This window comes from Pseudomonas sp. (genome assembly GCF_050739655.1).
In the GTDB taxonomy this organism is placed as follows: Bacteria; Pseudomonadota; Gammaproteobacteria; order Pseudomonadales; family Pseudomonadaceae; genus Aquipseudomonas.
In genome coordinates this window covers 1-14187 of the sequence record NZ_JBOIBY010000182.1, presented here as the reverse complement: position 1 = coordinate 14187, position 14187 = coordinate 1, and the positions used below count along the sequence as shown (strand labels likewise).

Genomic DNA, 14187 nt, shown 5'->3' with positions numbered 1-14187 from the left:
CCTACAGAGATCGGCGCAAACACCATTGCCCACTGTAGGAGCGAGGCTTGCCCTAATGCCGGTCAGTTAAGGCATTTGTAGGAGCGAGCTTGCTCGCGAAAAATTTAAGGACGCCGCGTTCATTCAGAATTTCCGCGTTATCGTTAACGTTTTTCGCGAGCAAGCTCGCTCCTACAGTTGACCTTCATCGCTTAACTGACTGGCATTAAGGCTTGCCCGCGAAGAGGCCTTCAAAATCCAATGATTGCGGATTGGTTTAATTAGGGAGCAGGGCAGGTGAGTGTCGATATCCAATGCGTGGTGGTCGGTGCCGGCGTGGTCGGGTTGGCAGTGGCCAGGGCCCTGGCCATGAGTGGGCGCGAAGTGATTGTGGTCGAGGCGGGTGACGGCATTGGCACAGGCATCAGTTCGCGCAATTCCGAAGTGATTCACGCGGGGATCTACTACCCGACCGGCAGCCTCAAGGCCCAGTTGTGCGTGGAGGGCAAGCAGCGCCTTTACGCCTACTGCGATGACCGTGATGTCAGCTATCAGCGCCTCGGCAAGTTGATCGTTGCCACCGATCAATCGCAGTGCGCCGCCCTGCAACGGTTACTGGAACAGGGCCAGTGCAACGGCGTCGCTGACCTGCAATGGCTGTCAGAAAATGAGGCGCAGGCGCTGGAGCCAGCGTTGTCCTGCGTCGCTGCGCTATGGTCGCCGTCCACCGGGATAGTCGACTCCCATGGGCTGATGCTGGCGTTGCAGAGTGATGCCGAAAGCTTTGGCGCCTCGCTGGCCTTCAAGTCGCCGCTGTTGTCGGCCCGAAGCACTGGACAGGGTTTCGAGCTGCACGTCGGCGGCGTCGAGCCCATGGTCTTGAGTTGCCAGGAACTGATCAACTGCGCTGGTCTGGCCGGCCCTGAAGTGGCGAGCCGCATCGAAGGTCTGTCTTCAAGGCTCGTTCCGGCAGCGCGATTGTGTAAGGGCAGCTACTTCAGTCTCAACGGCCGTGCGCCGTTTCGGCATCTGGTCTACCCCGCGCCGGAGAGCGCCGGGCTGGGCGTGCACATGACCCTCGACCTGGGCGGCCAGGCGCGTTTCGGGCCGGACGTGGAATGGGTCGATGCCATTGATTACCGCGTCGATCCAGCCCGCGCCGAGCGCTTTTACCAAGCCATCCGCCATTACTGGCCGGATTTGCCGGATAACACCCTGCAACCGGCCTACAGCGGTATTCGCCCAAAAATCAGCGGCCCGGATGAGCCCGCTGCGGACTTTCACATCAGCGGCCCGACCGAACATGGGGTGCCGGGTCTGGTCAATCTGTTCGGTATCGAGTCGCCGGGCCTGACCAGTTGCCTGGCCCTGGCCGAGCGGGTAGTGGAATCCCTGGCCGGGTGACGGTCGTACCGATGATCAGCGCTGGCGCAACGGCGCGTGGATAGCGCTATCCTTGGGAGATGCGCTCTTCGCCATCGGAGAAGTTCGATGATCAACGTACGCACTGCTCGCATGCTTGCCGATTACAGACAATGGGCCAACCAGCGCCTCTTCGACAATCTGGCGCAATTGCCACCGGGGGAAGTCGAGAAAGAACGCGCCGGAATCTTCAAGAACATCATCGGCACGTTGAACCACATCTATGTGGTGGACTGTCTCTGGCAGGCGCATCTTGAAGGTCGAGGGCACCACTTCAAAACCTCCCATGAGCTGGTGTATCCCGCGCTGCCGGACTTGCGCCTGGCGCAACAGAAGGTTGACCACTGGTACTGCGAGTGGAGCGCCCGCCAGACCGATGCCTCGCTCGACAAACCCCTGCGGTTCACCTTTGTCTCCGGTGAGAGCGGCACCATGAGCGCCGGCGCGATATTGCTGCATGTAGTTAACCACGCCAGTTATCACCGTGGTTGGGTGATCCAGATCTACTTCGAAATACCGGCGATGCCGCCCATGACCGACCTGCCGATCTACCTGCGCGAAACCGATCCGAATTTCAACTCGCTCAATGCACCGGCTGTGGCGCTGACATGTGCTCCGCAATTCGCGAGCGCAACCAACGTTCTGCCGGATCGTTATCGTTGACGCCGTTCCAGACCATCGACAGTTCGGACAGAACGATGTCGAACGGCGGGTCATCGGCGCGCAACTGGTTGCTGCCTTCGATCAGCGCGCTCGCCGCATAATCCGGTACCGAAGCCAGCATCTCGGTGCCCGCCAATATGGCACGCAGGCCAGAGAACTGTGGCACTGCCAGCACCACGCGACGGGAGCGGCCGATACGGGCCAGATCGTTGTCGATGGCGCCGCTCAAATCCCCGGAAAACGACACCAACGCGTGGGGTCGCTCACAGAATTCATCCAGGGTAAGGGGGCCAGGACGGTTGTCGCCGCGCAGCACCTTGACGCTCAGGTCCCGCAACTTCTTGCGCTTGGCATTGGCCGGCAGTTCGGTGGTGTAGCTGATGCCCACGGAAATCTCGCCGCTGGCGAGCATCGAGGACATCAGCAGGTAATTCACCCGGCGCACTACCACGACAACGTTCTGGGCTTCCTCGCGGATCTGTTTGAGCAGCGGCGGAAACAGTCCGAACTCGGCGTCGTCGGACAGGCCGATGCGAAACACGTCGCGGCTGATGGACGGATCGAAATCCTTGGCCCGACTGACCGCCCCGGAGATGGTGTCCATCGCCGGTTGCAATTCCTTGAGAATCGCCAGCGCCCGCGGCGTCGCTTCGAGGATCCGCCCGTTGCGCACCAGCAACGGATCGTCGAACAAATCCCGCAACCGCGCCAGCGCCGCACTGACAGCAGGCTGGCCAAGAAACAGCTTTTCCCCGGCCCGGGTCAGGTTCTTCTCGAACATCAGGGTTTCGAAAATCACCAACAGGTTCATGTCCACGCGGCGCAGGTCGTTGCGGTTCATGGTGGGGAGCTCGCTGGATTTTTGAGTTCCTTGAGTAAAGCACCAAACCCGCGCATGGACGTTGAATGTCCCGGCTTCACAGAACTCGCAATCAACCGGAAACAGTGTGGGAGCTAGCCTGCTAGCGATGACGGCGGCACATTCAACATCTTCTTTGAATGTGAATGCCCTATCGCTAGCAGGCTAGCTCCCACAGTGGTTATGGGTCGGTCACAGAAATTGCGATCAACCGGTCGAGCCCGGCTCCGTCAGCACCTTCCTGAACGTTTCCACCAGTGGCCGCAGATTGATCCGGTGCCACGCCGCCCACAGCGGTCGGGTCAAGGCAATACACGGCAGTTCCCGCAGGACCACGCCGGGTGGTGCGTTGCGGCTCAAGCCTTTCTGAATCATGGCGATGCCCAGGCCCGAGGCCACCAGCGCCAATGCGGTGAAGGGGCCGGTGGCTTCCATGCGGATGTCCGGGGTGAAGCCGGCGCGGATGCAGGCGCTGACAAAGCTTTCGCGGCTGGCGACATTCTGGTGCTGCACGCCGATCCACTCCTGATTGGCGAGGTCGGCCGGGGTCAAGGTTGCCTGGTTGGCCAGAGGATGATCCTCGGGCAATGCCAGCAGCATGGGGTCGTCCAGGACCTGGAAACTCATCAGGTCGGGGTCGTCGTCGGTCGGCGGTTCGCTGACCAGTGCGATATCCAGACTACGCTGACGCAGGCCTTCCAGTTGTTCGGCGGAGCGCAAGTTGTACAACGCCACATGCACATTCGGCCGATCGACGCGCAACACGCGCAAGGCATTGGGCAGGACGCCGGCGTGCATGGCGTTTTCGATGTAGCCGACGCACAAACCGCCTTCTTCACCGCGACCCAGGCGTTTGCCGAGGGAATCCAGGCGGTTGGCGTGGGTCAACAGGGCGCGGGTTTCGGCGAGGAACGTCTGGCCGTCGCGGGTCAGGCGGATGCGCTGCTGGCTGCGTTCGAACAGGGTCAGGCCCAGGCGTTCTTCGAGCTGGGCGATCTGCCGGCTTAGCGGCGACTGGGAAATGTGCAGGCGTTCGGCGGCGCGACCGACGTGTTCTTCTTCGGCGACGGCGACGAAGTAGCGCAATTGGCGAATGTCGATCATGTCAGACCTCTGGGGACTCAAGTGCTGCACATTATGTCTTGGACGGTCCGATCATCGCAATCTAGGATCTGCTCATCGGTAAGGCAATTAACCGTTCTCTGTAGGACCCGCTTGCTGGCGATCGCTGTTGATAGCTGTGTCGCCCATTCCGGCGCCATCGCCAGCAAGCCGGCGCCTACAGGTTTCCAGACGTTCGAGAGGATTCATTTATGAGCTTGAAAGACAAGCTGCCTGGCGCCCTGGGTTTCGGCACCGCACCACTGGGCAACATGTTCCGCGCCATTGCTGAAGAAGAAGCACAAGCCACCGTTCATGCTGCCTGGGATGCCGGCGTGCGTTACTTCGACACCGCGCCGTTCTACGGTTCGGGCCTGTCGGAAATTCGCCTCGGCGCCGCATTGTCCCGCTACAACCGTGACGACTATGTGCTCAGCAGCAAGGTCGGCCGCGTGATTCTCGACGAAGTCGAAGACGCTGCTGCCCGCGACTTGGGTGAGAAGAGTGGCGTGTTCGAACACGGGCTCCCGAACAAGATCGTCAACGACTACAGCGCCGATGCGACCCTGCGCTCGATTGAAGACAGTCTCAAGCGTCTGCAAACCGATCGTCTGGACATCGTCTGGGTGCATGACATCGCCCAGGATTTCTACGGCGATCAGTGGCTGGAGTATTTCAACCAGGCCCGCACCGGTGCCTTCAAAGTGCTGACCCGTTTGCGTGAAGAAGGCGTGATCAAGGGCTGGGGCCTGGGCGTGAACAAGGTCGAACCGTGCGAGTTGACCCTTGATCTGAGCGAAGCGCAGCCGGACGGTTTTTTGCTGGCCGGTCGCTACACTCTTCTGGACCATGACCGCGCCCTGCAGCGCTTGATGGACGCAGCCCTGGCGCAGAACGTCGAGATCGTGGTCGGCGGCCCTTACAGCTCGGGCATCCTGGCCGGTGGCGCACACTTCGAATACCAGAAGGCCAGCCCGGCGATCATCAGCAAGGTCGAGCAGATCAAGCGCATTGCGGCGGGCCATGGTGTCGACATCAAAGCGGCGGCATTGCAATTCTCGTTGGCTAACCCGGCAGTGGCGGCAGTGATTCCAGGTTCAAGCCGACCTGACCGGATAGCCGAAGACGTGGCCGCGTTGTCGGCGGTTATTCCTGCAGCCTTCTGGCAAGCCATGCGCGACGCGAAACTGGTGTCCGAGCGCGCACCGTTGCCAATCATCGGAGCTTGAGCATGAAAATTGATTTGAGTGGAAAACTCGCGATTGTCAGCGGCAGCACTGCCGGCATTGGCCTGGGCATCAGCAAGGCGCTGGCCGAATCCGGCGCCACGGTGGTGGTGATCGGCCGCGAGACGGCCAAGGTCGAGCAGGCATTGGCGAGCATTCGCCAGAGCGTGCCGGGCGCACAGTTGCGCGGCCTGACCGCGGACCTGGGCACCGCCGAAGGCGCCGAGATACTGTTCGCCGCCGAGCCACGGGCCGACATTCTGGTGAACAACCTGGGGATCTACAACGACGTGGATTTCTTCGATACGCCAGACAGTGAGTGGACGCGTTTCTACGAGATCAACGTGATTTCCGGCGTGCGTCTGTCCCGTCACTACGTGCCGGACATGGTCAAGCAGGGCTGGGGTCGGGTGATTTTCCTGTCCTCGGAGTCCGGGGTCGCGATCCCGGCCGAGATGCTCAACTATGGCGTTACCAAAAGCGCCAACCTCGCCGTGTCCCATGGTCTCGCCAAGCGACTGGCGGGCACGGGGGTGACGGTCAATGCGATCCTGCCAGGCCCGACGTTGACCGATGGCGTGGAGCATATGCTCAAGGACGCCATTGCCGAATCAGGTCGCAGTGTTCGGGAAGAAGCCGACGCCTTCGTGCGCAAGGCCCGTCCAACTTCGATCATCCAGCGCGTGGCGGAGGTCGAGGAAGTGGCGAATCTGGTGGCCTACATCGCTTCGCCGCTGTCCTCGGCCACCACTGGCGCGGCCCTGCGGGTCGACGGCGGTGTCGTCGACAGCATGGCCATCTGAACCTTATTGATTAAGCGAGAAAACATTACATGGCAACTGCATCAGCGTTCATCGACATCCCGGCTTCGGCCGATCAGGTCTGGCAATTGATTGGCGGCTTCAACTCGCTACCCGACTGGCTGCCGTTCATTCCCAAGAGCGAGCTCAGCGATGCCGGGCGAGTGCGCAACCTGCAAACGGCGGACGGCGCGGTAATCATCGAGCGACTGCAAGGGTTCGACAACGCCGCGAAAACCTACAGCTACTCGATTGTGCAGGCGCCGTTTCCGGCCACCGATTATCTGGCGACGATCAAGGTTGAAGCCCAGGGGCAGGGTGCGCGAGTGACCTGGTCCGGTCGGTTTGAACCGGTGGGCGTGAGTGACGAGGAAGTGGTGGCGTTGTTTACCGGGATTTATGAGGGTGGGTTAAAGGCGTTGCGAGCTAATTACCCCGCGTAGGCCTTTAAAAGATCGCAGCCTGCGGCAGCTCCTACAGGGTTTTGTGTAGGAGCTGGCGCAGGCTGCGATCTTTTGATTGTCAGGTCTGTGGAATCAAACGCTGCTCACAATCGAGCACCAGCCGCGCACCGCCCAGTTCGCTGCTGCCTACCTCAAGCTTGAATCCGTGCAGGCTGACAATTGCTGCCACGATTGACAGTCCCAGCCCGAAACCGCTTTTCAAATTGCCTGCTTCGGCGCGATAGAAGCGCTGGAAAACGGCGATGCGTTCAGCATCGGGAATGCCTGGGCCGGAGTCGAGGACTTCGATGCGGGTATGCCCGTTCTCATTGACCCCACGCAAAATCACCAGGCCACCGGGTGGGGTGAACTTGATCGAGTTGCTCAACAGATTGGCTACCGCTTCGAACAGCAGGGCCCGATCGCCATTGAGCGGCGGTAACGATGGCGGCAGTTGCAGTTGAAAACTCAGGTCATCGTCTTCCGCCAGCGGCAAGTAGAAATCATGCAGTTCCTGCAGCAACGACACGGGGTCGAGTTGTACGAAGCCGGAGCGGCGCTGGCGATCCTCCAGCTCGGAAATACGCAACAGCCCGCGAAACCGCGCCATCAGCGTGTCGGCCTCGGCCAGCACCAAGTCCAGTTGCGTGGCCTGCGACGAGCCTTCACCGGCCTGTTGTTGCATGCGATACAGCTGCGCGCGCAAGCGGGTCAACGGGGTACGCAAGTCATGGGCGATGTTGTCACACACGCCCTTGACCTCATGCATCAAGCGCTCGATCTGTTCGAGCATGGCGTTGACGATGGCGGCGAGCATGTCCAGTTCATCACGGCGGTTGGACAGCGGCAGGCGCCTGGTCAGATCGCCGGCGACGATGGCCTCGGCGCTGGCCTGAATCGCGCGAATACGCCGCAGCGGTCGCCGTCGCAACACATGCCAGCCGACGATGCCCGGCACGATGGTCAAGGTCACGCCCCAGAGCAACGCGTGCAGGATGATCCGGGTCACGGCAAACAACGAGCCGTTGTCGCGCACCAATATCAGCCAGCGGCCATCCCCCGTTTGAGTCGCCACGGCGTCGCAGCTGTCGATGGGCAGCGTCGGATCATCGGATTCGGCGCAGTCGCTGAGCATGTGGATCTCGCCGTCCAGCGGCAGGCCTTTGGGGATGTGGCGCAGCGCGCCATTGAGGTAACGGTGCTCGGCATCGAACAGGCCGTAGGCGTCGATGCCGCGAATATCGAAGGTCATGCTGACTTCAAGGGCGTCGGCCAATTGTTCGCCGGAAAAACGCGAGAACAGATGCTGACGTTGCATCAGTGAATGCTTGGCCAGGTTGTCCAGATAGGTGGATACCTCGTAGTACATGACACCCATGAGAATCCCGCTCCAGGCCACGAACAGTGCACTGTAGAGCGACAGCAAACGACTGCTGGAGGAACGCCAGCCTTTAGACGGGTTCGGCAATGACATAACCCGAGCCTCGCACGGTTCGAATCAATGGGGCATTGCCAGGTGGGTCGATTTTTTTACGCAGGCGACCGATGTGCACATCGATCAGGTTGGTGCCGGGGTCGAAGTGATAACCCCAGACCTCTTCGAAAATCATCATTCGCGAAAGAATCTGCCCGGTGTTGCGCATCAGGAATTCCAGCAGTTTGTATTCGGTGGGCAGCAACGTGAGCAATTGCCCGTCGCGGCTGGCTTCGTGGCTGATCAGGTTAAGCTCAAGATTCGCCACTCGCAACGTGGTGGCTTTCGCGGTCCCCGTGTTTTGCCGACGCAGCAGGACCTCGACCCGGGCGGCCATTTCATCGGTGGCGAAGGGTTTGGTCAGGTAATCGTCGCCGCCGGCACGCAAGCCGCGCACTCGCTCATCGACGTCGGAGAGGGCGCTGATCATGAGAATCGGCGTGGCCACGCCCATGGTCCGCAATGTGGTGACAATCGCCAAACCATCGAGTTCGGGCAGCATGCGGTCAAGGGTGATCAAGTCATAGTTGCCATTGGCCGCGCGCTCCAGGCCTTCGCGGCCATTGTCGACCCAGTCGACGTCGAGGCCGTGGCTGCTCAGTTCGGCGACAATTTCCCGGGCGGTCACGGCGTCGTCTTCGATGGTCAAGATGCGGGTCATGGGGCTGGCCTGATTAAATGTTCACAACGTTGTGCGGCATTTTGCCAAGAATTGCCTGTTGGCTTACTAAATAAAAGTTCATGAGCAGTAAAAGATCGCAGCCTGCGGCAACTCCTGCAGGGGGTTGATGCATTTAACTGTAGGAGCTGCCGCAGGCTGCGATCTTTGATCTTCCCACCTAATGCATAAAACCCGCTAACTCTCTTTGTTCATTGCAAATTGCATGGGCACAGGAAGTTCAAACTTTATAACTGCCTGACTTGTCACGACTTATTCAACCAGACGCAACTGGCACGGTGACTGCAACGGCTCCTTCGAGACTTGTAACACCATCTTTCTGCCTGGAGCGATAAAACAATGAATAGATCCTCTGATGGTTTCTATCCCGCCATGGATGAATCGACGACGCTCTCTGGCGTGTCCTGGGGGGCAATCTTCGCCGGGGCCGCCGCAGCGGCGGCATTATCACTGATTCTGGTACTGCTGGGTTTCGGCCTGGGCTTTTCTGCGATCTCCCCGTGGGCCAATGAAGGCATGAGTGCCAAAGGGTTGGGCATCACGACAATCATCTGGCTGGCCGTTACACAAATCATTGCTTCGGGGGCCGGCGGTTATATTGCTGGCAGACTACGGGTGAAATGGGCGTACATGCATGGTGATGAAGTGTACTTTCGCGACACTGCCCATGGTTTTCTCGCCTGGTGCGTGGCCACTTTGGTGACGGCAACGCTGGTAGCCGGCTCAGTCAGCAGCCTGGTCAGCGGTGGCGTCCAGGCTGGGGCGCAAGTTGCCGGCGGAGCAGCCAGCGCCATGACCCAAGTGGCGGGCACAGCAGCTGCCAATACCGATGGCGATCAATACGGTTACTACATCGATAGCCTGTTGCGCGATGATCGCCCGGGCGCCGTTAACGATGCCGACGCCCGTGGCACCGTGACGCGCATCTTCGTTCGTTCCCTCGCCGACGGCCAGTTGGCTGCGGAGGATCGTAACTACCTGGCGCAACTGGTAGCGCAACGCACCAACCTGACCCAGGCCGATGCCGAACGTCGCGTGGATGAAGTCTATGCCCGCACGCAAAAAGCCGTAGCCGATGCCAAGCAGACCGCTAAAGAGGCTGCCGACACAGCCGCCAAAGTCGCCGCTTGGAGCACCTTGTGGATGTTCGTTGCACTGCTGGCCGGCGCATTCTTCGCCAGCCTCGCCGCGACCTTCGGCGGCCGTCGTCGGGATGCCGTGGTGTATGTGGAAACCGATACCTACGTCACCACCACACCTGTTCGCTAACCCAGGAGAAGCCTCATGCGCTCATTACTATTGTTCTTTCTCGGCGTACCGATCCCGATCATCATCCTGATTGCCCTGTTCATGCATTGATTGTGTAGAGGCAAACAGATCGCAGCCTCCGGCAGCTCCACACCGATCTCTGTAGGCGCTGCCGCAGGCTGCGATCTTTTGATCTTGATCTTCTAAACCCAGATTGCATCCCACAACGGATAATCCCCCACGCGCTTCACCAGCCCCGCACGCAACGGATTCATGATGATGTAACGAGCGGCGGCTTTCAGATCTTCGTCCCGACGTAAGGCTCGGTCATGGTAACCCCGTTGCCATAAGCGGTTTTGTGCGCCTCGCATAAGATTGATCGAACGGCTGCTTCGGGATTTGATGCGGCATGCCAATTCAGCCAGTGATCCGCGTTGAAGCTGAAACAGCCAATGCAAGTGATCAGGCATGACTACCCAAGCCATTGAAGTGACGATTTCCGCCTCGTCCGCTGCGCGTAGTTGTTCGACGAGTAAACGTGCTGAACGCCAGTCTGAAAAAACAGCTTGGCGATTATGAGTAACTGCAGTTAGCAGATAAGTTCGCCCCGGTTCTGAGTATCGACCTTTACGTAAGTGACATCCGTTTGCTGCGACAGGCATTGCGTTACCCTCCATCCATGGTGTGATCGGATGAAAATAGTGGCTGCAGCCTGTTCTAGCGCATTAAGCAATTTCGGGGTGTTTCGAGGATATTCAAAAGCAAAAGATCGCAGCCTGCGGCAGCTCCTACATTGGAACGCGATCCCCTGTAGGAGCTGCCGCAGGCTGCGATCTTTTGATCTTTCTGTCCTTAATCAATCGGCGTACTGACAAACACCTCCAGCCCCTCGGCATACGCTGTAAACGCAGCAATCCGGTGAAACTTCTCATCCGTCACCTGATCCGGCACGACAAGATTGGTAAAACTCCAGGCCACAGCCAGGGTGATGCCCGCCTGATCAATCTCCCCGTCGGTTTTCAACGGCTGCTTTTCCAGCTCCTGCTCCAAGCTCGAATACGCCGCGGCCAATTGCCCCTGGACTCGCTCAACCCAGGGTTCGTACTGAATGTCTGCCGGTCGCAGGTTGCGCTCATAATAAAGCTGCACTGATTTTTCGCTGGCGGCCAACGCCAGGCCAATCAGGCGCAATGAACGCAGGCGCTGATTGAGGAGGGCGGGCATCAAGCTTCGACCGGGTTTGGCCAGTGCTTCCAGGTAATCGATGATCAACGTCGAATCCATCAACACTTGGCCATCATCCAGCACCAGCGTGGGCGCCTTGACCACCGGGTTGATCTGCTGGAATTGCTCAAAGTGGCGGAACACCGACACCGATTCGTGCTCCAGCGCGATGCCCAGGCGTTTGGCAGTAATGGCGACGCGTCGCACGTAAGGTGAGTCCAGCATGCCGATCAGCTTCATTTAATCGCTCCTTGAGTTAGCCATTACGGGAGGAACAACCTTAGCTGAGGTTCATTGGCCTGCAAACACAGCCGTTTATCCTCTATCTACCTGTGCTGGATTGAATTTCTTGCTATAAACGCACTCCGATAACCGCCCCAATGCCTGCCATAGAGCATTTTCGAGGCTTTGTCGGACAAATTCGCTGTCTTTTCAGTTGCTGAGGCCTCAAGTCGGCCTTAGACTGCCGCCCCTCGTAAATTGAGTGCCGGGTGGCGCTTTGAACAAACTGCGCCTTTCCGATGACCTGCCAAGGTCCGCCGGAACGCTCCCTTATTAGCCTTAATGCACGTTTTTTTATAGAGATATCAATGACAAAGGACAAGTTGCTGGCCATGCCGGCGGATGACTACATGAATGCCGAGCAACATGCTTTTTTCTCTGAGCTGTTGCAGAACATGAAAGTAGAAACCCATGAGCGCATCGAGCAAAACCGCATCGCCATTGAAAGCCTGGACACTCCGGCTGACCCGGCTGACGCGGCTTCGGTCGAAGAAGAGCGCACCTGGCTGGTGAACGCGATCGATCGTGATCAGCGCATGCTGCCTCAGTTGGAACAAGCCCTGGAACGTATCAAGGAAGACAGCTTCGGCTGGTGCGACGACAGCGGCGAGCCCATCGGCCTCAAGCGCCTGCTGATCAGCCCGACCACCAAGTACTGCATCGAAGCTCAAGAACGTCACGAGCAGATCGACAAGCACCAGCGTCAAGCCTGATTCTGTGAAGTAGCCCCACTGAACGGGCTGCTTTAAAAAGATCGCAGCCTTCGACAACACCCCTTCGGCAGGTGTTATCGAAGGCTGCGATCTTTGCTTTTCGACGTCCGCAAGAAACCCCGCGCTTCTATTGATCTACTGCAATGCCCACGACTAAAGGCTCATGGATGATGGCCTCGTAGTGGCGTTTAATGCGAAGACAACAATTAGAAGATCTGTGGGGTGACAACGATGACGAGGGACGAGTCTCTGGTTGCGGCAGTGTCTGCACCAGTTTTTTTGCCGGGTAACCGCTGGTTGACGCCGACGCTGCAAAGCATCGCCCTGATGCTTTTACTGTGTGGCATGACGCTGGGGGGCTGGTCGCTGTACCTTGGGCTGCCGTTGGCCGTGCTGATCATCTGGCTGCCTCGCTTGCGTTCACGCACTAAATCCGAAGTCCCCACTGTCGAATCGCCCAGTGCGATCTCCGCCTTGACCCGCGACCTTTCCTACACCACCAGTCATAACGCGCTGTCGGCCGCAGGCGTGGCCTTTTCCGTCAAGCAATTGGCCGACAAACTGCAATCGCAACTCGGCGCCGCCGCACAGATCGTCAGCAACGCTGAAGTCATGATCGCCACTGAACAAGCCACTTCGACGCTGAGTCGCGAGGCCTTGAGTGCTGCCATTGAAGCGCATCGCAGCGGCGCCGCCGGGCGCACGGAGTTGATCGAGTCGATTGCACGGATGCATCAGCTCAGTCAGCGCGCCAATAGCAGCCGTGAACTGATCGAGGCGCTGAGCCTGCGCAGTGATGATATCCAGCGCGTCACCTTGGTGATTCAGTCCATCGCCAGCCAGACCAACCTGCTGGCTTTGAACGCGGCGATCGAAGCGGCGCGAGCGGGTGAGCATGGTCGTGGCTTTGCCGTCGTGGCCGATGAAGTACGTGGGCTGGCCGCACGCACGGCGACCGCCACGGGTGAAGTCGGGGAGATGGTGGCTGATATCCAGCAACGTACCGCGCAAGTGGTCGAGCAGATCCGCCAGTTGTCCAGTGATCTTGATACCGGTGTCGACCAGGTCGAACACACCGGTCAGCACCTGGAAAACATCACCCGGCTGGCGGCCAGCGTCGAAAGTCAGGTGGGGGAAATCGCCCGCGGCGCACAAACCAATCGCGAACAACTCGACAGTCTGTTTCACGCCGTCGAGCAGATGCGCAGCGACCTGGCCATCAGCGATCAACAGACCCAGCGCTTGGCGCAGGCGGCTGTGCAGATGGAAGGTCAGGCCGAGACGATCAGCGAACGTCTGGCCGAAGTTGGTCTGGACGACTATCACCAGCGCATTTATGACCTGGCCAGGGAGGGCGCGAGTCAGATCGCGGCGCGTTTCGAAGCGGACATCGATGCCGGCCGCATCAGCCTCGACGACCTGTTCGATCGCAATTACCAGACAATCCCCAACACCAGTCCGGTCAAGTACCAGACGCGTTTCGACCGTTACACCGATCAAGTCCTGCCGATCATTCAGGAGCCGCTGCTGCCACGCCATGAAGGCCTGGTGTTTGCAATCGCCTGCACTCAACAGGGCTACGTGCCGACCCATAACAAGGTGTTCAGCCAGCCACTGACCGGTGATACGCAGGTCGACACCCTGCAAAACCGCACCAAGCGCAAATTTGCTGATCGCACCGGAATCCGTTGCGGCAGCCATCAACAGTCGGTGTTGTTGCAAACCTATACCCGGGATACCGGGGAGCTGATGCATGATCTGTCGGTGCCGATCATGCTCAAGGGGCGGCATTGGGGTGGGTTGCGGTTGGGGTACAAGCCGGAAAAATCGCGATAGTTTTTGATCGTGTACATATCCGTTTCTGCGGTATCGGCGGCTATAGGTTTCGCCCTTGCAGCGGGCAGATCACGTCTTCCGTAGGAGCTGCCGAGTGCAACGAGGCTGCGATCTTTTGATTTTCAAAGGCGAGATCAAAAGATCGCAGCCTGCGGCAGCTCCTACAGAAGGCATGTGTTCATGCGATGGCTAAGTGTCAGGTATTATTTTTTGAGTACACATATCCATTCCTGCGGTA

General features: G+C 59.1%; 14 protein-coding genes. 8 read left to right on the top strand and 6 right to left on the bottom strand.

Annotated features, from left to right (window positions below; translation table 11 throughout):
• The first annotated feature begins 276 nt into the window (after positions 1-276).
• Together ACRESJ_RS08885 and ACRESJ_RS08880 are read left to right on the top strand one after the other, a co-directional pair.
• Positions 277-1383 (top strand): NAD(P)/FAD-dependent oxidoreductase, encoded by a 1107-nt coding sequence (locus ACRESJ_RS08885; protein WP_431757577.1) that lies wholly within the window; start codon positions 277-279, stop codon positions 1381-1383.
• A gap of 87 nt (positions 1384-1470) precedes the next feature.
• Positions 1471-2064, top strand: coding sequence for a DinB family protein (locus ACRESJ_RS08880; RefSeq protein ID WP_431757576.1), 594 nt, complete (start codon positions 1471-1473; stop codon positions 2062-2064).
• Here the strand turns inward: ACRESJ_RS08880 and ACRESJ_RS08875 are convergent.
• Together ACRESJ_RS08875 and ACRESJ_RS08870 are read right to left on the bottom strand one after the other, a co-directional pair.
• A complete protein-coding gene (locus tag ACRESJ_RS08875) occupies positions 1985-2905 on the bottom strand; it encodes a LysR substrate-binding domain-containing protein (RefSeq protein ID WP_431757575.1) in 921 nt (306 codons plus the stop codon). The genes ACRESJ_RS08880 and ACRESJ_RS08875 overlap by 80 nt on opposite strands.
• Positions 2906-3130: 225 nt before the next feature.
• Positions 3131-4027 (bottom strand): LysR substrate-binding domain-containing protein, encoded by an 897-nt coding sequence (locus ACRESJ_RS08870; RefSeq protein WP_431757574.1) that lies wholly within the window; start codon positions 4025-4027, stop codon positions 3131-3133.
• Between the two features lie 209 nt (positions 4028-4236).
• Between ACRESJ_RS08870 and ACRESJ_RS08865 the strand changes: the two genes are divergently transcribed.
• From ACRESJ_RS08865 to ACRESJ_RS08855, 3 genes are read left to right on the top strand one after another with little or no spacing between them, the layout of a single operon-like run.
• Positions 4237-5253, top strand: a complete 1017-nt coding sequence (locus tag ACRESJ_RS08865; protein ID WP_431757573.1) for an aldo/keto reductase — start codon at positions 4237-4239, stop codon at positions 5251-5253.
• Positions 5254-5255: 2 nt separating this feature from the next.
• Positions 5256-6053 carry an SDR family NAD(P)-dependent oxidoreductase gene (locus tag ACRESJ_RS08860; RefSeq protein WP_431757572.1) on the top strand — a complete coding sequence of 266 codons (798 nt, stop codon included), beginning with the start codon at positions 5256-5258 and terminating at the stop codon, positions 6051-6053.
• Between the two features lie 29 nt (positions 6054-6082).
• The gene (locus tag ACRESJ_RS08855; RefSeq protein ID WP_431757571.1) at positions 6083-6493 is read left to right on the top strand and encodes an SRPBCC family protein; all 411 of its coding nucleotides are present in this window, start codon (positions 6083-6085) and stop codon (positions 6491-6493) included.
• A 79-nt stretch (positions 6494-6572) separates the two neighbouring features.
• On the opposite strand, the gene ACRESJ_RS08850 is transcribed toward ACRESJ_RS08855, so the two are convergent.
• Entirely contained in the window at positions 6573-7967 is a 1395-nt protein-coding gene (locus tag ACRESJ_RS08850; protein ID WP_431757570.1) for a sensor histidine kinase, read from the bottom strand.
• Positions 7945-8628 (bottom strand): response regulator transcription factor, encoded by a 684-nt coding sequence (locus ACRESJ_RS08845; protein ID WP_431757569.1) that lies wholly within the window; start codon positions 8626-8628, stop codon positions 7945-7947. The genes ACRESJ_RS08850 and ACRESJ_RS08845 overlap by 23 nt, the downstream gene beginning before the upstream one ends.
• A gap of 357 nt (positions 8629-8985) precedes the next feature.
• Between ACRESJ_RS08845 and ACRESJ_RS08840 the strand changes: the two genes are divergently transcribed.
• A complete protein-coding gene (locus tag ACRESJ_RS08840) occupies positions 8986-9915 on the top strand; it encodes a hypothetical protein (RefSeq protein ID WP_431757568.1) in 930 nt (309 codons plus the stop codon).
• A 182-nt stretch (positions 9916-10097) separates the two neighbouring features.
• On the opposite strand, the gene ACRESJ_RS08835 is transcribed toward ACRESJ_RS08840, so the two are convergent.
• Together ACRESJ_RS08835 and ACRESJ_RS08830 are read right to left on the bottom strand one after the other, a co-directional pair.
• Entirely contained in the window at positions 10098-10556 is a 459-nt protein-coding gene (locus ACRESJ_RS08835) for an REP-associated tyrosine transposase (RefSeq protein ID WP_431757567.1), read from the bottom strand.
• A gap of 190 nt (positions 10557-10746) precedes the next feature.
• Positions 10747-11358, bottom strand: coding sequence for a glutathione S-transferase family protein (locus ACRESJ_RS08830; protein ID WP_431757566.1), 612 nt, complete (start codon positions 11356-11358; stop codon positions 10747-10749).
• A 350-nt stretch (positions 11359-11708) separates the two neighbouring features.
• Between ACRESJ_RS08830 and ACRESJ_RS08825 the strand changes: the two genes are divergently transcribed.
• Positions 11709-12113 (top strand): TraR/DksA family transcriptional regulator, encoded by a 405-nt coding sequence (locus ACRESJ_RS08825; protein WP_007935965.1) that lies wholly within the window; start codon positions 11709-11711, stop codon positions 12111-12113.
• Between the two features lie 231 nt (positions 12114-12344).
• Positions 12345-13949 carry a methyl-accepting chemotaxis protein gene (locus ACRESJ_RS08820; RefSeq protein ID WP_431757565.1) on the top strand — a complete coding sequence of 535 codons (1605 nt, stop codon included), beginning with the start codon at positions 12345-12347 and terminating at the stop codon, positions 13947-13949.
• Positions 13950-14187: the final 238 nt, after the last annotated feature.